Annotated in this window: 14 protein-coding genes, 2 tRNA genes and 1 other RNA gene; 11 read left to right on the top strand and 6 right to left on the bottom strand. The window is 71.6% G+C overall.

The window, feature by feature from the left end:
• Positions 1-106 precede the first annotated feature (106 nt).
• Positions 107-205, bottom strand: an RNA gene (gene ffs / locus OHT01_RS20920) — signal recognition particle sRNA small type.
• A gap of 72 nt (positions 206-277) precedes the next feature.
• Here ffs and OHT01_RS20915 point away from each other — a divergent pair.
• Positions 278-365 (top strand) — tRNA-Ser (locus tag OHT01_RS20915).
• Between the two features lie 305 nt (positions 366-670).
• Here OHT01_RS20915 and OHT01_RS20910 read toward each other — a convergent pair.
• The 3 genes from OHT01_RS20910 to OHT01_RS20900 all read right to left on the bottom strand — a co-directional run bounded on the left by OHT01_RS20910 (position 671) and on the right by OHT01_RS20900 (position 5453).
• Complete coding sequence (locus tag OHT01_RS20910) at positions 671-2671, bottom strand: copper resistance CopC/CopD family protein (protein WP_328554654.1); 2001 nt, start codon at positions 2669-2671, stop codon at positions 671-673.
• A gap of 63 nt (positions 2672-2734) precedes the next feature.
• The gene (locus tag OHT01_RS20905; protein ID WP_328554653.1) at positions 2735-3367 is read right to left on the bottom strand and encodes a GNAT family N-acetyltransferase; all 633 of its coding nucleotides are present in this window, start codon (positions 3365-3367) and stop codon (positions 2735-2737) included.
• A complete protein-coding gene (locus tag OHT01_RS20900) occupies positions 3357-5453 on the bottom strand; it encodes a penicillin acylase family protein (RefSeq protein WP_328554652.1) in 2097 nt (698 codons plus the stop codon). Before OHT01_RS20900 ends, OHT01_RS20905 begins: the two co-directional genes overlap by 11 nt.
• Positions 5454-5585: 132 nt before the next feature.
• Here OHT01_RS20900 and OHT01_RS20895 point away from each other — a divergent pair, with 132 nt between their 5' ends.
• The gene (locus tag OHT01_RS20895) at positions 5586-6170 is read left to right on the top strand and encodes an HhH-GPD-type base excision DNA repair protein (protein ID WP_328554651.1); all 585 of its coding nucleotides are present in this window, start codon (positions 5586-5588) and stop codon (positions 6168-6170) included.
• A gap of 95 nt (positions 6171-6265) precedes the next feature.
• Here the strand turns inward: OHT01_RS20895 and OHT01_RS20890 are convergent, their stop codons facing one another.
• Positions 6266-7912: a helicase HerA-like domain-containing protein gene (locus OHT01_RS20890; protein WP_328554650.1), complete on the bottom strand. Its 1647-nt coding sequence runs from the start codon at positions 7910-7912 to the stop codon at positions 6266-6268.
• A 105-nt stretch (positions 7913-8017) separates the two neighbouring features.
• Here OHT01_RS20890 and OHT01_RS20885 point away from each other — a divergent pair, with 105 nt between their 5' ends.
• Together OHT01_RS20885 and OHT01_RS20880 are read left to right on the top strand one after the other, a co-directional pair.
• A complete protein-coding gene (locus OHT01_RS20885; protein WP_003999914.1) occupies positions 8018-8314 on the top strand; it encodes a type II toxin-antitoxin system VapB family antitoxin in 297 nt (98 codons plus the stop codon).
• 90 nt (positions 8315-8404) lie between these two features.
• Positions 8405-9064 carry a LytR C-terminal domain-containing protein gene (locus tag OHT01_RS20880; RefSeq protein ID WP_328554649.1) on the top strand — a complete coding sequence of 220 codons (660 nt, stop codon included), beginning with the start codon at positions 8405-8407 and terminating at the stop codon, positions 9062-9064.
• Positions 9065-9262: 198 nt separating this feature from the next.
• On the opposite strand, the gene upp is transcribed toward OHT01_RS20880, so the two are convergent.
• On the bottom strand, positions 9263-9898 hold the full coding sequence (gene upp / locus OHT01_RS20875; protein WP_261703858.1) for a uracil phosphoribosyltransferase: 636 nt from the start codon (positions 9896-9898) through the stop codon (positions 9263-9265).
• 139 nt (positions 9899-10037) lie between these two features.
• On the opposite strand from upp, the gene OHT01_RS20870 reads away from it, so the two are divergent.
• The 7 genes from OHT01_RS20870 to OHT01_RS20840 all read left to right on the top strand — a co-directional run bounded on the left by OHT01_RS20870 (position 10038) and on the right by OHT01_RS20840 (position 14680).
• Complete coding sequence (locus tag OHT01_RS20870; RefSeq protein ID WP_192582817.1) at positions 10038-10220, top strand: hypothetical protein; 183 nt, start codon at positions 10038-10040, stop codon at positions 10218-10220.
• Between the two features lie 410 nt (positions 10221-10630).
• On the top strand, positions 10631-11173 hold the full coding sequence (locus OHT01_RS20865; RefSeq protein WP_328558197.1) for a tRNA adenosine deaminase-associated protein: 543 nt from the start codon (positions 10631-10633) through the stop codon (positions 11171-11173).
• A gap of 417 nt (positions 11174-11590) precedes the next feature.
• Complete coding sequence (gene tadA, locus OHT01_RS20860) at positions 11591-12022, top strand: tRNA adenosine(34) deaminase TadA (protein WP_328558196.1); 432 nt, start codon at positions 11591-11593, stop codon at positions 12020-12022.
• 121 nt (positions 12023-12143) lie between these two features.
• Positions 12144-12228 (top strand) — tRNA-Ser (locus OHT01_RS20855).
• A 567-nt stretch (positions 12229-12795) separates the two neighbouring features.
• Positions 12796-12975, top strand: a complete 180-nt coding sequence (locus OHT01_RS20850; protein WP_328554648.1) for a hypothetical protein — start codon at positions 12796-12798, stop codon at positions 12973-12975.
• Positions 12976-13099: 124 nt separating this feature from the next.
• On the top strand, positions 13100-13393 hold the full coding sequence (locus OHT01_RS20845; RefSeq protein ID WP_328554647.1) for a Dabb family protein: 294 nt from the start codon (positions 13100-13102) through the stop codon (positions 13391-13393).
• 216 nt (positions 13394-13609) lie between these two features.
• On the top strand, positions 13610-14680 hold the full coding sequence (locus tag OHT01_RS20840) for an RNA polymerase sigma factor SigF (RefSeq protein WP_443043419.1): 1071 nt from the start codon (positions 13610-13612) through the stop codon (positions 14678-14680).
• Positions 14681-14859: the final 179 nt, after the last annotated feature.

The following is a 14859-nucleotide window of genomic DNA, read 5'->3' as shown; positions in this document are numbered from 1 at the left end:
ACTGACAACACGGACCGTCCGGAGCGCATCACCGGCCCGACCCCGGCGGCATCCGCTCCCCGCCCGCCCCGACAGCCGTCGGGCGGCGCTGGACGGCGGCCCCGGAAACGCAAGCGCCCCCCACGCACCCGCCAGAGCCAACCTACCCTTGCTGCCTTCCGGCCCTGGGGGAGTTCAGTCAGATAGCGCCACGTGAGGGGCTCCGCAAAGAGTACAGGATGCCGGGGGTGGGGAACGAGTTCGCGAGCACTCCTCAACGTCTTGTATTGTTTGCCCCGGAGGATTCGCCTAGTGGCCTAGGGCGCACGCTTGGAAAGCGTGTTGGGGGCAACCCCTCACGAGTTCGAATCTCGTATCCTCCGCCAGTGCCTCACCGGGCACGATGTCGAAGGGCCCCACCGCAAGGTGGGGCCCTTCTTCGTTGTCCGACCCGGTTTCCGTGGTCGCGCGCCGGATGGAACTCGCTTGGGCGCGACCTCAAGGCCGACGAGTGGCCCCTCGTCGAGAGGCAGCTCGTCTCCCTGCTCATGCTCGTGCCGGTGATTCCGAAGGACCTGCGGGCCGCGACGTTCGAGGCGGTGTTCGCGCCTCGGACGTACGAGTTCCTCGGGTACCAGCCCCGCCCGCGCTCCACTCCGCCGGGCGCGCTCCCGGCTCCGTTCACCCCGGCTCAGTCGATCTTCACGGTCTTCGAGACGGTGACCTGGTCGATGTCGGTGGTGCGGATCGTGGCCTTGATCGTCCAGGTGCCGGGGATCGGGAGGGTCAGGCCGTCCGATGTCCAGTAGCCGCCCTTGTCGGTGACCTCGGCGTCGATCGGGCCGACCTTCTGGGATTCCAGGGTGAAGGTGAGGCGCACTTCGGGGACGGTCGCGAGGCCGCCGTCGGGGCCGATGATCACGGCCTGCACGGAGTTCTCGCCCACCCGGCCGGGCGACAGTTCGATCTGGACCTTGCCGTGGCCGCCCGGGGTGCCGACGTCGAAGGGGACCAGCGTCGTCGTCGAGGCCGGCCGGTTCACGGCCGCGACGGCGGCGGCGGACTCCGTGGCGGCCCGGCCCGGCTGGGTCCCGGTCAGCATGGTCGTGATCACCAGCACCAGGATGCCGATGGTGACCTCGGCGAGCACCGAGCGGCGCAGGCCCCGGTGGTACGCGGTGTCCCCCGGACCACCACCCGTCGGCCCACCGGCCTTCGCACCGCCCGCCTTCGCACCGTCAGCCGACGGCTCGTCCGCCTTCGACCCGGCTTCCTTCGACCCGGCTTCCTTCTGGCTGTCTGTCGTCGGGATCTCTGCCGTCGGGCCGCCTTCGCCGGCGTCCCCCTGAGGTGTCCCGTCCTCGCCTCCGTGCCGCTCGCCCACCCGGCCGGTGACCGCGACCCGGTCCGCCGGGGCCCCGGCCGGCACCGCGACCGCGACCTGCGTCCGCCCGGCGGGGACGGTGGCGGACGGCTCCGCCGTCGCGAGCCGGGCCGTCCAGCGCCGCGAGAGGAAGGCTCCCGCCAGCAGGAGGGTCACCAGGGCGAGCTTGACGACCAGGAGCCTGCCGTACGACGTCGTGGTCAGGGCGTCCCAGGAGCCGAGGCCGCGCCAGGACTGGTAGACGCCGGTGATCGCGAGGACGGCGACCGACGTGAGGGCGAGACGGGAGAAGCGGGTGACGACGGCCGGGGGGACCGGCTCGGCGGGGCGGTGGAGGGCGGTCAGCAGGGCGGCCAGACCGCCGAGCCACACCGCCATGGCGAGCAGGTGCAGCACGGAGGAGACCATCGCCACGGGAACCTGGATCCCGGCGGAGGCGTGTTCGGCGGCGGCCCAGGTGACCGCGAGGGCCAGCGCGAACAGCCCGCCGAGGACGCCGGGAACGCCGACACCGCGGCCTGGCTCCCGGGCCCCCGCCGACGCGCGCAGGGGCATGAAGGCCACCGCGGCGAGCAGTGCCAGCCGCACCACCAGGATGACGCCGGACCGGCCCGTCAGGGTCTCGCTCAGGCTCGTCGGGTCGAGGACGTCCGCGACGCCGGTGCCGCGCTCGTAGGGGCCGCGCAGCAGGAGCAGCGCGAACGTGGAGCCGAGCAGGGTCCACCAGCCGGTCACCAGCAGCCGCCGTACGGAGCCCGGGTAGCCGCAGGCCAGGACGAACGTGACCGCGCCGATGAGCAGCGCGAGCCCGCTGTAGGCGGCGTAGCGGGCGATGTCGTAGAGGGCGGCGGAGGCGGGATTCCCCCCGGTGGGCGGCGGGGGCGCGGCGGTCGGGGACGGCTTGCCGATGGAGAAGGTGAAGGCCCCGGAGACGGGGTGGCTGTCCGCCGAGACGACCCGCCAGGCCACCGTGAACGTGCCGGTGCCCAGGCCGCGCGGCAGCGTGACGGTGGCGGTGTCGGACCGGCCGTCCGCGTGCCCCGGGGCGCCGGTGTGGACGCGCCGGTTCTCCGGGGTGAGCACGCGGAAGGAGTCGTCGAGCAGTCCGATCGACTCGCTGAACGTCAGGGTCACCTGGCGGGGTGCCGACTTCACCACGCTGCCGTCCTGCGGGTCGGTGCTCGTCAGCGCGGCGTGGGCGGACGCGGCGCCCACGCCCCCGAAGAGCACGAGCACCAGGACACTGCCCAACAGGGCCAGGGCCCGTGCGCCGAGCCGCCGCCGGTCTCGCTGCCAGCTTCCGTTCACACGCCGTCTCCGTATCCGCATGTGCAGAGTCTCGGTTACGTACGGACGGCGGCCGCGTCCGGCTCACCTCGGCGGCGTCGGACCCTTCTCGAAGGCCTCGCGCGTGAGGAAGGCGAGCTTGGCGTGCTTCTCGGGAAGGCGGACCTCGGGCAGGTCGATGCCGGGGAGCACGATGTCGCCGGCGGGGACGAAACCCTGCCGGGTCAGCCGGGCGATGGCCCTGGCGTTGCGGGCGTCGGGTTCGACGACGGCCCGCCGCCGGTCCAGGCCGGTCAGCGCGTACGCCAGGAACGCCGTCAGCAGGGTGGAGGACCAGCCCGGCCGCTCGGCGCCGCCGGGTGCGGGAGGTCCGATGAACAGGTGGACGCCGATGTCGCCGGGCCGGACCTCGTAGCACTCGCAGACCCGGTCGGCCTCGGGCTCGTACGTCTGGAAGAGCGCGGCGGGTGCGCCGTCCTTGACCGCGAGGAAGGCGTGGTGGGTGTCGAGCGAGTCGAGGTGGAGATAGGTCTCCAGCACCTGCCGCTTGGTGAACCCGGTCATGCCCCAGTATTCGGCCCGCTCCTCGGTGACCCAGGCGTGCAGGACGTCGAGGTCGGCGTGCGGGTCGACGGGCAGCACCCGGACCGTGCCGAATCCGTCGAACCGCTGCTCGTGGACGGCCTCGCGGGCGCCGGCGTACGTCTCAGTCGTCATCGCTCTCCTTGGTCAGCTTGTTCCAGTCGGTGGTCACCGGGGCGAGATCTCCCTTGAGCCACAAGGGGAGTTGATCGCGGTGGTGGGCCGCGCCGGGGACGCCGTCGGCTCCGAAGGGCACCACCCAGAGGCTGTTGTCGCGGTCGGCGAGGTCCCAGACGTACCGGGCGGCCGATCCGCGGGCGCTCAGGTCGGTCAGTCCGGGCACCGACGAGGTGGACAGGACGCAGTCGTTGTCGCCGGACAGGGCCGGTTCGTCGTACGCGGCGCCGGTGAGCGCCCTCCAGGGCGCGAGGCGATGGGTGTCGCCCCAGGTGCCCGGCGCGGGCCGGGCGGCCACCTCCTCGACGGCCGCGCGCACCACGTCGTCGCGGTCGATGCCGTACAACTCCGGTGTCGTCAGCAGGTTTTCGAGGGCGAAGGCGACGCGGGGGACGAGAGCGAGCCAGGGCAGGAAGACCGCCGGACGGGCGGGCGGCTCGGCCAGCACGGCGAGGGCGGGGTGGGCCGCGAGCCGTCGTACGACCGCGCCGCGCACCTGCGCGTACAGCGCCGCCGTGCGGCTGCCGGCGTCCATGTGCCGGTCCCAGCGCAGGAGTTGCTCCCTGAGCCCGGCGGCGGCGCCGGAGAGTGCCAGCGTGGGCAACCGGTCCAGCAGGGCGGCGGCGGAGGCGAGCCGGGTGTCCATGTGGATGGCCGGCATGTCCCGCGCCGACCACTTCGCGCCCGCGTCGAGCAGTTGGCGGATGCGGGCGGCGCGGTGGGGCGGCGCGAACTCGACGCCGAGCGGGGCCGCGGGGCCGCGCTGGTTCGCCATCACGGCGAGACCGTCCTCGACCGGGCCGTACGGCATCTCGTGCCAGCCGGTCCACGCGTGCCCGGCCTCCCAGGCGGGCACGACCCTGGTGCGGCCGGCCGTGCCGCGGACCGGGACCCGGCCCGCGACGCGGTGCAGCGTTCCGCCCTCCGTGTCGGCGGCCTGGACGACGTTCACCGGCTCGGCCCAGACGTCGAACGCCCGGTCCACGTCGGCGACCCGGCGGGCGCGCAGCAGCGGGAGGAGCGCGCCGAAGCCGAGGTCGCGGGTCACGCGGGGCGGGTAGCGCAGGCTGATGGACTCCTCCGCTCCGGCGCCCCCGATCACCACGGGCCCGCGCGCCGTCTCGATCACCTCGACCTCGACGGGTTCACCGCCGGCCACCTCGACGCGCTCCACGTGCCGTTCCACTGGCCGCCACACGCCGTCGGGATCGAGGACCTCGACCACCCCGGTGCCTCCGGCGCCCCGCGCGTCCCCGGCGTCTCCCGCGTCCACGAGTCGCAGCCGCTCCCGGTAGAGGTCCTGGTAGTCGGCCATCGCGTTGGTGATCGCCCAGGCGACGGTTCCGGTGTGGGCGAAGTGCGCGATGCCCGGGACACCGGGGACGGCGAGGCCGACGACGTCGAACTCCGGGCAGGAGAGACGGATCTGCTGGTAGACACCGGGGTCCTCGATGAAGCGGTGCGGGTCACCGGCGATCAACGCCCGCCCCGTGGCGGTGCGTTCGCCGCCGACCAGCCAGCCGTTGCTCCCGGCCGTGCCCGGCCCGTCCATGGCGAACAGGCCGACCGCGTCCGCGCCCAGCCGTCGTACGACCTCCTCGCGCCACAGTTTGGCGGGGAACCCGGCGAACAGGATGTGCGTGCCGAGCCAGACACCCAGCGGGCTCCAGGGTTCCCAGCGCCCCGGAGCGAGGCCGCTCTCCGCGAACTCGGGTGCGCGGGCGGCCCCTTCGGGCAGTCCGTCGTTGATCCCGTCGACGTAGGCGACGACCCACGCGGCCGTCTCGGGGTCCCGCTCCGTCAGGACCTCGAAGCAGCGTCGCGCGGTGTCGTCGAGGCGGGCCCGGCGCGCGAACCGGTCCCAGTCGACGGACTCCGCGCCGAGGAACGCGGCCGAGGTGCCCTGGGAGCGGTGCCGCTCGACCTCTAGCTGCCAGGCCCGGTCCCGGGCGGTGACCCGGCCCTGGGCGCGGGCGAGTTCCAGGGCGCTGCCGGCGCGCAGATGCGGGATGCCCCAGGTGTCACGGAAGATCTCGGCGGTCACGGTCCATCCCCACTCATGTCAGGTTAGGCTAACCTAATTTATATCCTCCGAGGCGGTGGACCGAAGTGGCGAGCCGCGAACCCGGGTGGTCACGACCGAGCGTGCCGCCCCCGCACGCGGGATCATCGGTCCATGGACGTCACGCTTCACCTCGCCCAGCAGCCCGAGGCCGACGAACTGCTCGGCCGCAGTCCGCTCGCCGCCCTGGTCGGCATGCTGCTGGACCAGCAGGTGCCGATGGAATGGGCCTTCGCGGGGCCGTACACGATCGCCCGGCGCATGGGGGCGGACGATCTCGACGCGCAGGAGATCGCCTCGTACGACCCGGAGAGGTTCGCCGCGCTGCTCTCCGAGAAGCCGGCCGTGCACCGCTATCCCGGCTCGATGGGCAAGCGCATCCATCAGCTCTGCCAGTACCTCGTCGAGCACTACGACGGAGACGCCGCCGCCGTCTGGAAGGACGCCGCGACCGGCGAGGAACTTCTCCGCCGTCTCAAGGAACTCCCCGGTTTCGGGCCGCAGAAGGCCCAGATCTTCCTGGCCCTCCTCGGCAAGCAGCTCGGCGTCCGCCCCAAGGGCTGGCGCGAGGCGGCGGGCTCCTACGGCGAGGCGAAGTCCTTCCGCTCGGTCGCCGACATCACCGGCCCGGAGTCCCTCGCCAAGGTCCGCGCCCACAAACAGGAGATGAAGGCGGCCGCGAAGGCCGCCGGGAAGTAGCCGGGGGCCGGACGACCGGCGTCCCGCCCGTTCCGGGCAGGGGCGCCCCCACCGGCCCCCGGCCTGCGCTCCTCACGCTCCGGGGAGGCACGCCATCAGCGTCGCCTGCGTGCCGTGCCGAAGACCGACCGGGTAATCTCCCGCCCGATCTGTGTGCCCACGGAGCGGGCCAGCGACTTGAACAGCCCGCTGCCGACGACCTGTTCGACGACGGAGGCATCCTCCTCGGGCCGGGTCCGGCCGCCGGAGCGGGCGGCTTCCGGCCCACCCCGCGATGGCGAGGACGGGGAAGGCCGCGCGGACGGCGCGGACGGCGAAGGCGACGAGGAACCGGAGGCCGCTGCCACCTTCTCGTACGCCGACTCCCGGTCCACCGCACGCGCGTACCGCTCGTACAACGGCGAGTCCCGCACCGCCCGGTCGAGCGCCTCCGCCGACACCGGCCCCATCAACGACCGCGGGGCACGCAGCCGGGTCACCGCGACCGGCGTCGGAGCGCCCCTCTCGCTCAGCACGGTGACGACGGCCTCTCCGGTGCCGAGACCCATGAGGACCTCTTCGAGGTCGTACGGAGAGTCGGGGAAGGTCTTCACGGTGGCCTTCAGCGCCTTCTGGTCGTCCGGGGTGAAGGCGCGCAGCGCGTGCTGGACCCGGTTGCCGAGCTGGGCGAGGACGTCCGCGGGCACGTCCTTCGGCGTCTGCGTCACAAAGAAGACGCCGACCCCTTTCGAGCGAATGAGCCGGACGGTCCGGGTGATCGAGTCCAGGAACGCCTTCGACGCGTCGCTGAAGAGCAGATGGGCCTCGTCGAAGAAGAAGACGAGCTTCGGCCTGTCGGCGTCGCCGACTTCCGGGAGGTCGTGGAAGAGATCGGCGAGCAGCCACATCAGGAACGTCGAGAAGAGCTGCGGTCTGTCCTGCACGGCGGGCAGTTCGAGGACCGACACCACACCCCGGCCGTCCGCCGCCGTGCGCGTCAGCTCGTCCGTGTCGAACTCCGGCTCCCCGAAGAAGGGGCTCATGCCCTGCGCCTCGAAGGCCGTGAGGGAGCGCAGGATGACCCCCGCCGTGGCGGTGGACAGCCCACCGATCCCCTTCAGTTCGCCCTTGCCCTCGTCCGAGGTCAGAAAGGCGACGACCGCCCGCAGGTCCTTGAGGTCGACCAGCTCCAGGCCCTTCTGGTCGGCGTAGTGGAAGATCAGGCCGAGCGACTGTTCCTGGGTCCGGTTGAGTTCGAGCACCTTGGCCAGCAGCACGGGTCCGAAGCTGGTGACCGTGGCGCGTACGGGAATGCCGTGGCCCAGGCCGCCGAGCGCGTAGAACTCCGCGGGGCAGCCGGCCGGGGTCCAGTCCTGGTGGACCTCGGCGGCCCGCTTCCGGACCTTCGCCCCCGGCTCGCCCGGCACCGAGATCCCGGAGACGTCCCCCTTGATGTCGGCGAGGAAGACGGGGACCCCCTGCGCCGAGAGCTGCTCGGCGATCAGCTGGAGCGTCTTGGTCTTGCCGGTGCCGGTGGCGCCCGCCACCAGGCCGTGCCGGTTGAGCATCGGCAGCGGGATGCGGATCTGCGCGTCGGGCAGGCACGTCCCGTCCCAGATCAGCGCGCCGAGGTCGAGGGCGGGACCCGCGAAGGCGTAGCCGGAGGCGATCTCCAGGGCTTCCCCCGGGAGCGCGGGGGCGCCGGACACGTGCTCGGGAACGGTCCCAGCGGCAGCCGACGGCATGGTCTCGCTGTCACTCATATCAGACCCCTGTTCCCGATTTGCAAGGATTTACGACATCTTTTCCAGCGTCGCACTCCGCCGCCATGGCTGCGCCCGGAAGGTCTTGACCGGTAGGCTTTCCGTGTGATCTTCAAGCGCATCGGAAACGGCCGGCCGTACCCCGACCACGGCCGGGAAAGCACCCGGCAGTGGGCGGACGTCGCGCCGCGCCCGGTCCGCCTCGATCAGCTCGTGACGACCAAGGGCCAGCTGGACCTGGAGACCCTCCTCGCCGAGGACTCCACCTTCTACGGCGACCTCTTCGCCCACGTCGTCAAGTGGCAGGGCGATCTGTACCTGGAGGACGGCCTGCACCGCGCCGTCCGCGCCGCGCTCCAGCAGCGCCAGGTGCTGCACGCGCGCGTTCTTGAACTGGACTAATGGCCACGGCTTGACCCCAATGGGTTGAACTGAACGCCAGTCAATGATCATCTAGTAGGCATTGGCGTCTCGGCGCACTACGCTGCGCCCATGAGCATGCTCACTCCCCCTGGCATGGGTGGCCAGTACCGGATCACGGGGGACAAGTACCCGCGGATGCGCCGACCCCGTGGCCGTCGCAGGCTCGCGTTCCTGGTCGTCGCCTCCGTCACCGCACTCGGGCTGATCGGGTGGGGAACCCTGCAGCTCATCGACATCTACACGGGCGGCGACAAGGCCGCGGCCGCGAGCACCAAGGCGGCCTGCGCGTCGAAGGCCACGCACGCGGCGAAGGCCACCGCGGCGGCGGCCGCCCTCGCGGCTCCCCTGCCCCAGCCGGGCCAGATCACCGTGAACGTCTTCAACGCGACGCCCCGCAGCGGGCTCGCCAAACAGACGGCGGACGAGCTGAAGAAACGCGGCTTCAAGATCGGTGATGTGGGCAACGCGACGGCCGCGTACGACAAGAAGGTCACGGGCGCCGGGATACTGCTGGGCGCCAAGGCCGCCGACCAGGCCGCGCTCCCCGTCCTCAACACCCAGCTCTCCGGCGCCCTGCTGAAGACCGACGGCCGCGCCAAGGCCACCACGGTCGACCTCATCATCGGCACCGAGTTCAAGGCGCTGACGAAGAAGGAGGACGCCGACAAGGCGCTGACCGTCCTGAGTCAGCCCAAGCCGGTGCCCGCCGACTCGAAGAAGAACTGCTGACGCCGGGTCTCACCCGAAGTACGACCGCCGACTCGGCGGTCGCTCCCGGAGAACGGGCGGCGACTCCGCGGTCACTCCCCGAGAACGGGCGGCGACTCCGCGGTCACTCCCGTGGAGAAAACAGCCGGCTCCGGAGTCGCCCTCGTACGAGGAGGCGCTGACTCCGGAGCCGGCTGTTTTCTCGCGGTCGCTACGGGGCTACTCCGCGGCCCCGTACATCCGGTCCCCGGCGTCGCCCAGACCCGGCACGATGTAGCCGTGCTCGTTCAGGCGCTCGTCGACCGAGGCCGTCACGACGGTGACCGGCGTACCCGCCAGGTCGCGCTCCATGAGCTCGACACCCTCCGGGGCGGCGAGCAGGACCACGGCGGTGACGTCGTCGGCGCCGCGCTTGATCAGCTCCTGGATCGCGGCGACGAGCGTGCCGCCGGTGGCCAGCATCGGGTCGAGGACGTACACCTGTCGGCCGGACAGGTCGTCCGGCATACGGGTGGCGTACGTGGAGGCCTGGAGCGTCTCCTCGTCGCGCACCATGCCCAGGAAGCCCACCTCGGCGGTCGGCAGCAGCCGGACCATCCCGTCGAGCATGCCGAGGCCCGCGCGCAGGATCGGCACGACGAGCGGGCGCGGGTAGGAGAGCTTGACGCCCGTGGTCGGGGAGACCGGGGTCACGATGTCGACCTGCTCCGTGCGCACGTCGCGGGTGGCCTCGTAGGCGAGCAGGGTGACCAGCTCGTCGGCCAGCCGCCGGAAGGTCGCGGAGTCGGTGCGCCGGTCGCGCAGGGTGGTGAGCTTATGGGCGACCAGGGGGTGGTCGACGACGTGAAGACGCATGTCCACAACAGTAGCCGGGCTCCAGGCACCCGCCACTGACCCGCCCGGCAAGTACCGCCGCCCGGCATCACCCGTCCGCTGGCATCAAACCGCCCGTCGGAGGGAAGGTGGGAGGGACCGGACCTGGGGTGGTGTGCCAATGCGGAACCCGCAAGAGGAGTCATCCGAGCGGCTGGAGAGCGACGCCGAACGCAGGAGGCGAAGGGCCCAGTTCCTGCGCGACCTGGCCGAGGCACGCGAGCTGCGCGACCGGGTCCAGCCCCGCCGCGCCAAGACGGCCCGGCTGCGCCACGCCATGCGCATGCGCACCTTCCGCTGGTAGTCCGCGCGCCGCACGACCGTCGCCGCCACGCCCGGGGAAGACCGGAGGTCCGCCCGCGGCGCCGTCTGCGGCACGCCCGTCGTGCCGGGGTGACGCGCCCGTACGGCACTCGATGACGCGCCGAGGGGAAAACTGATCGCCCGGCCGCCGTGGAACCGGGCAGCACCCGCCTCACGAGGGGCCGTGCGGCGGACGTGCCGGGCGAGGAGGTGCCTACACGGCGCAGGCAGCCGCGTACGATCCGCTGTTAGCGATCAAAAGAGGCAGACACAGCAGGCCGAAGACGTCCCCTGAACGCTCTGTTTCTGCCACGATTCCGAGTGGGCGGGGCTCGGAGCAGCACTCCTCGCCCACAGCCTCCGCCGGGGGGAACCCCAACCGGCACGCCTATGACCAGTGGGAGAGTCACGGTGTACTTCGCCGCACTGCTCGCGCGCACCGAAGACGGGTGGGAAGCGAGCGACACAGAGCTCGACGATGTGGAAACGCTGTCGGATCTGACCGACCTGGCCCGTGAAGTCTCGGACGAGGACACGGTGCTCGTACTCATCGAGCAGGAAGACGCGTGGTTCGGCGTCGTCCGCGTGGACGGCGAGGAGGATCCTCGTATCTACGTCTCGGACGCGGCCGCGGCCGCCCGCAGTTCGTACGGCGAGATCCTGCTCACGGACGAACTACTAGGACGGGATCCGGGCGACGACGACGCCGACCTGGACTCCCTCGACCTGGACGGCACGGAGGACGGTGAACCCGGGGACTCCGACGAGGACGACGAGGAGGAACAGGGGAGCGTGTCCGGCGATGCCGTGTCGCACAGCCCCGTCGGGGACCGCTACATCCTCGCGGACCTCGGAGTGAGCGAGAGGGAACTGCTGGCCCTGGACGAAGGCGACGCGCTCAGCACGATCGCCGAAGCCCTGGGAGCGGCAGAGGTCCTGGAGACCGTCCGCTAGGCCCCGGAAGCGCTGGACCTGGCTGGGCCCCGGAAACAGCGGGCCCAGCCTCTGCTCGCGAACCGACCCTCATACCGGTGAACCGGCCCCTTCGGCGGGCCGGGTCCTCGCCTCCGTCTGCCGCCTGCGCCTGCCGCTCGCCGTCCCCCGGGACGGCGGGATGACGGGACGGCCGGCGGTCCCGGGACGTCCGGACAGGACTCCCTGCGGAAAAATCGCCGCGACTGTGCCCCCGGCACATGACCTCACCGTCGCCCTCGTCCTGTGGGGGAATCGGAGGGCGCGTGCCCGGCGGCGCGGGGCACCGCGGGATGCCCACCCTCGGGTCCCACGGGATTCCGCTAGGTTCCCCGGGTGAGCACCCCCCACCCGGTACCTCGGCCCCCCGACCCCGTACGCGATCCCTGGCTGGCCCCCATGCGGCTCGCGCTGGAAGAGGCACGGCTGGCCGTCCGGGGCGGTGACGTTCCCGTCGGAGCGGTCGTGATGGCCCCGGACGGAGCGACCGTGCTGGCGGCCGGTCACAACGAACGCGAGGCCACCGGCGACCCGACGGCCCACGCCGAGGTCCTCGCGCTGCGCAGGGCCGCCGCGAGGCTCGGTGAGTGGCGGCTGTCCGGCTGCACTCTCGTCGTCACCCTGGAGCCCTGCACGATGTGCGCGGGCGCGCTCGTCCAGTCCCGGGTGGAACGAGTGGTCTACGGCGCCCGCGACGAGAAGGCGGGCGCGACCGGATCCGTCTGGGACGTCGTCCGCGACCGGCGGCTCAATCACCGGCCCGAGGTGATCGAGGGCGTCCTCGCCGGGGAATGCGCCGCACTGCTCACGGACTTCTTCCGGGACCGCTGACCGAGCAGCCGACCGAGCGGCGGACACGCCGGCCGGCCTCCGTGCCGCGGGCCGCGCCTCGGTTCCGGGACGGCCGAAACGGATTTCAGACCATGGCCCACCTTGGGGTAGGGTCTCCCTCGGTAGCGTGTCCGAGCGGCCGAAGGAGCTCGCCTCGAAAGCGAGTGTGGCGCAAGTCACCGAGGGTTCAAATCCCTCCGCTACCGCTTCTGAAGGGCCTCGTCGAAAGACGGGGCCCTTCGTGCGTTCCAGGGGCGCTCGGAGGCGTCGGGAGGCGTTCGGGGGCGTTCGGAGTCAGTCGTTCCGGGGCCGGATTCAGCACGGCTTCCGCATGACCTCGGGTGGCGCGCCCCGGGTGCGCCCTCAGGTGCAGGCCCCGGCCCGGGTGCGGGCCGCCCGGGTGCGGTGGAGCCCCGGCGCCGCTCAGCCGCCGGGGCTCCACCGCACCCGAAAGGGTTCTCCGCTCCCACGGAGGAGGGGGGAAGCGGCGCATCGGGGGCAACCGCCTCCCCCGAGGGAAGGGACCCTTGAGTCCGCGCCGCCGGCTCGGGGGAAGGACTGGCGGCGGGGACCACGCGGTGGGCCCCTCCGGGCCCCGTGGACTCCTGTCGACTCCGCCGGGGCTCCCCTCCATGGTGGACCTCGGGAGCGTCGGCGCGGCCCGGCAAAAGACCTCGACCAGCGGGCCGTTGGTCCTTAAAGGCGGCGTGAAGGTTACACTCACCGCCGGCAGCAGGGGGCCCACGGGCACAGCAGTCACAGGGGAGGCCGCCATGGCGGTGAATTCGAAGAAGATCGCCATCTACGTGCTCGTGGTGTTCGCGCTCTACGTGATCATCACTGATCCGGCCAAGGCCGCCGACTACGTCCAGATAGGCTTCGAGGGGATATCCAACGCCGCCGGGGCGATCGGTGACTTCATGACCTGGATCGCCGACGGCGCTCAGAACTGACGTCGGGGGCAGAGGCCCGCGCGTCGGGGATTCCGCGCGCCGTGCGCCGAACGACCGCGACAGAGCCGGGCGCGACCGGTCAAGGCCGCGACCGAGCGAAGACCCTCACCCCCTGGGAGTGCCCGTGATCCGCCATCTGGTCCTCTTCAAGCTCAACGACGGCGTCCGGCGCGACGAGCCGCGCGTCGTCGAGGGCGTCGCCGCCTTCCGCGCGCTGGGCGACCTGATCCCCGAGGTCCGGTTCTGGGAGTGCGAATGGAACATCAGCGACCGGCCGATCGCGTACGACTTCGCGATCAATGCCGCCGTCGAGGACACCGACGCCCTCAAGCACTACCTGGAGCACCCGGCGCACGAGGCCGGTGTCGCGCTCTGGCGGGAGTTCGCCACCTGGGTGATCGCCGACTACCCGTTCTGATCATTTTTGATCGCACTCTCTTCCGGAGCCCTTGACCTCAACCGGTCAGGGGTTTTTGGCGTCTTACGCCCCAACTCACCTGCAACTCACCTTCAACACGGCGCTATGCGGTGCTTGCACACAGTGCACATGTCTTGTGATGCTATGACCGCTTTTGACGGATGAGTTGACGGATACGTTGACGGATCGTTGACGAATGAAGAGGTGGCGTTGACCGTGTCGGCCAGTACTGCGCCGCCCCAGGAGGAAGCCCCGGCCAAGGCCCCGGCACCGGCCCTCACGCCCGCCCCGGCCCCGCCCTCGCCCCCGGCGCAGACCACGGCACCGAACGCCGCACCGGGCGCCCCGAGCCCCGCAGTCGGCCCCACAGGCAGCCCCGCGGGCGGCTCCACGGCGAGCGCCTCGGCCACGCTCGCACCCGGCCACGCGCCCGGTCCCATCGCCGCCCCCGCACCCGGCCCGGCGCCGGACCCCGTGGCCACGGCCGCCCCCGCCCCGATCCAGGAAGTCACGCACGAGCGGCGCCGCGGCGCCGACACCCGGGCCCTCACGCAGGTGCTCTTCGGTGAACTCAAGGTGCTGGACCCGGGCACCCCCGAGCACAACCGGGTCCGCGGCGCCCTCATCGAGGCGAACCTGCCGCTCGTCCGGTACGCGGCGGCCCGCTTCCGCTCCCGCAACGAGCCGATGGAGGACGTGGTCCAGGTCGGCACCATCGGCCTGATCAACGCCATCGACCGCTTCGACCCGGACCGCGGGGTGCAGTTCCCGACCTTCGCGATGCCGACGGTCGTCGGCGAGATCAAGCGGTACTTCCGTGACAACGTTCGCACCGTCCACGTACCGCGCCGGCTGCACGAGCTGTGGGTGCAGGTGAACAGCGCCACCGAGGACCTCACGACCGCCTTCGGGCGCTCGCCCACCACCGCGGAGATCGCCGAACGGCTGCGCATCACCGAGGAGGAGGTGCTCTCCTGCATCGAGGCGGGGCGGTCGTACCACGCGACCTCCCTCGAAGCGGCCCAGGAGGGTGACGGGCTGCCGGGACTGCTCGACCGGCTCGGCTACGAGGACCCCGCGCTCGACGGAGTCGAACACCGCGACCTCGTACGGCATTTGCTCGTACAACTGCCCGAACGCGAGCAGCGCATCCTGCTGCTCCGCTACTACAGCAACCTGACCCAGTCACAGATCAGCGCCGAGCTGGGGGTCTCCCAGATGCATGTGTCAAGGCTGCTCGCCCGCAGCTTCGCGCGTCTTCGATCCGCAAACAGGATCGAGGCGTAACCGAAAAGAGCGAATCGCTCAAGGTCGCTTTTTCTGGCAGTTCAGCGCTGAAAACCCGTCAGACCCCCTTTTTCCAGGGCTGATCCACCCTCTACATGTCGACAAGTCTCTACAGCGTGTTGCCGACATGTGACATTCTGCCGGAAGCGCGTTTGCCGCGGCCTCGCCTCCGGTATTCA

Source organism: Streptomyces sp. NBC_00358, from assembly GCF_036099295.1.
Classification (GTDB): domain Bacteria; phylum Actinomycetota; class Actinomycetes; order Streptomycetales; family Streptomycetaceae; genus Streptomyces.
The sequence above is the reverse complement of the archived record's forward strand: the minus strand, read 5'-3'. Positions and strand labels throughout refer to the sequence as shown.

What these genes read in the sequence shown, in the direction of transcription:
- OHT01_RS20905 (WP_328554653.1), bottom strand. Translation starts at nt 3,367, where the DNA reads ATGACGACTGAGACGTACGCCGGCGCCCGCGAGGCCGTCCACGAGCAG.
- OHT01_RS20895 (WP_328554651.1), top strand. Translation starts at nt 5,586, where the DNA reads ATGGACGTCACGCTTCACCTCGCCCAGCAGCCCGAGGCCGACGAACTG.
- OHT01_RS20890 (WP_328554650.1), bottom strand. Translation starts at nt 7,912, where the DNA reads ATGAGTGACAGCGAGACCATGCCGTCGGCTGCCGCTGGGACCGTTCCC.
- OHT01_RS20880 (WP_328554649.1), top strand. Translation starts at nt 8,405, where the DNA reads ATGAGCATGCTCACTCCCCCTGGCATGGGTGGCCAGTACCGGATCACG.
- upp (WP_261703858.1), bottom strand. Translation starts at nt 9,898, where the DNA reads ATGCGTCTTCACGTCGTCGACCACCCCCTGGTCGCCCATAAGCTCACC.
- OHT01_RS20870 (WP_192582817.1), top strand. Translation starts at nt 10,038, where the DNA reads ATGCGGAACCCGCAAGAGGAGTCATCCGAGCGGCTGGAGAGCGACGCC.
- tadA (WP_328558196.1), top strand. Translation starts at nt 11,591, where the DNA reads ATGCGGCTCGCGCTGGAAGAGGCACGGCTGGCCGTCCGGGGCGGTGAC.
- OHT01_RS20850 (WP_328554648.1), top strand. Translation starts at nt 12,796, where the DNA reads ATGGCGGTGAATTCGAAGAAGATCGCCATCTACGTGCTCGTGGTGTTC.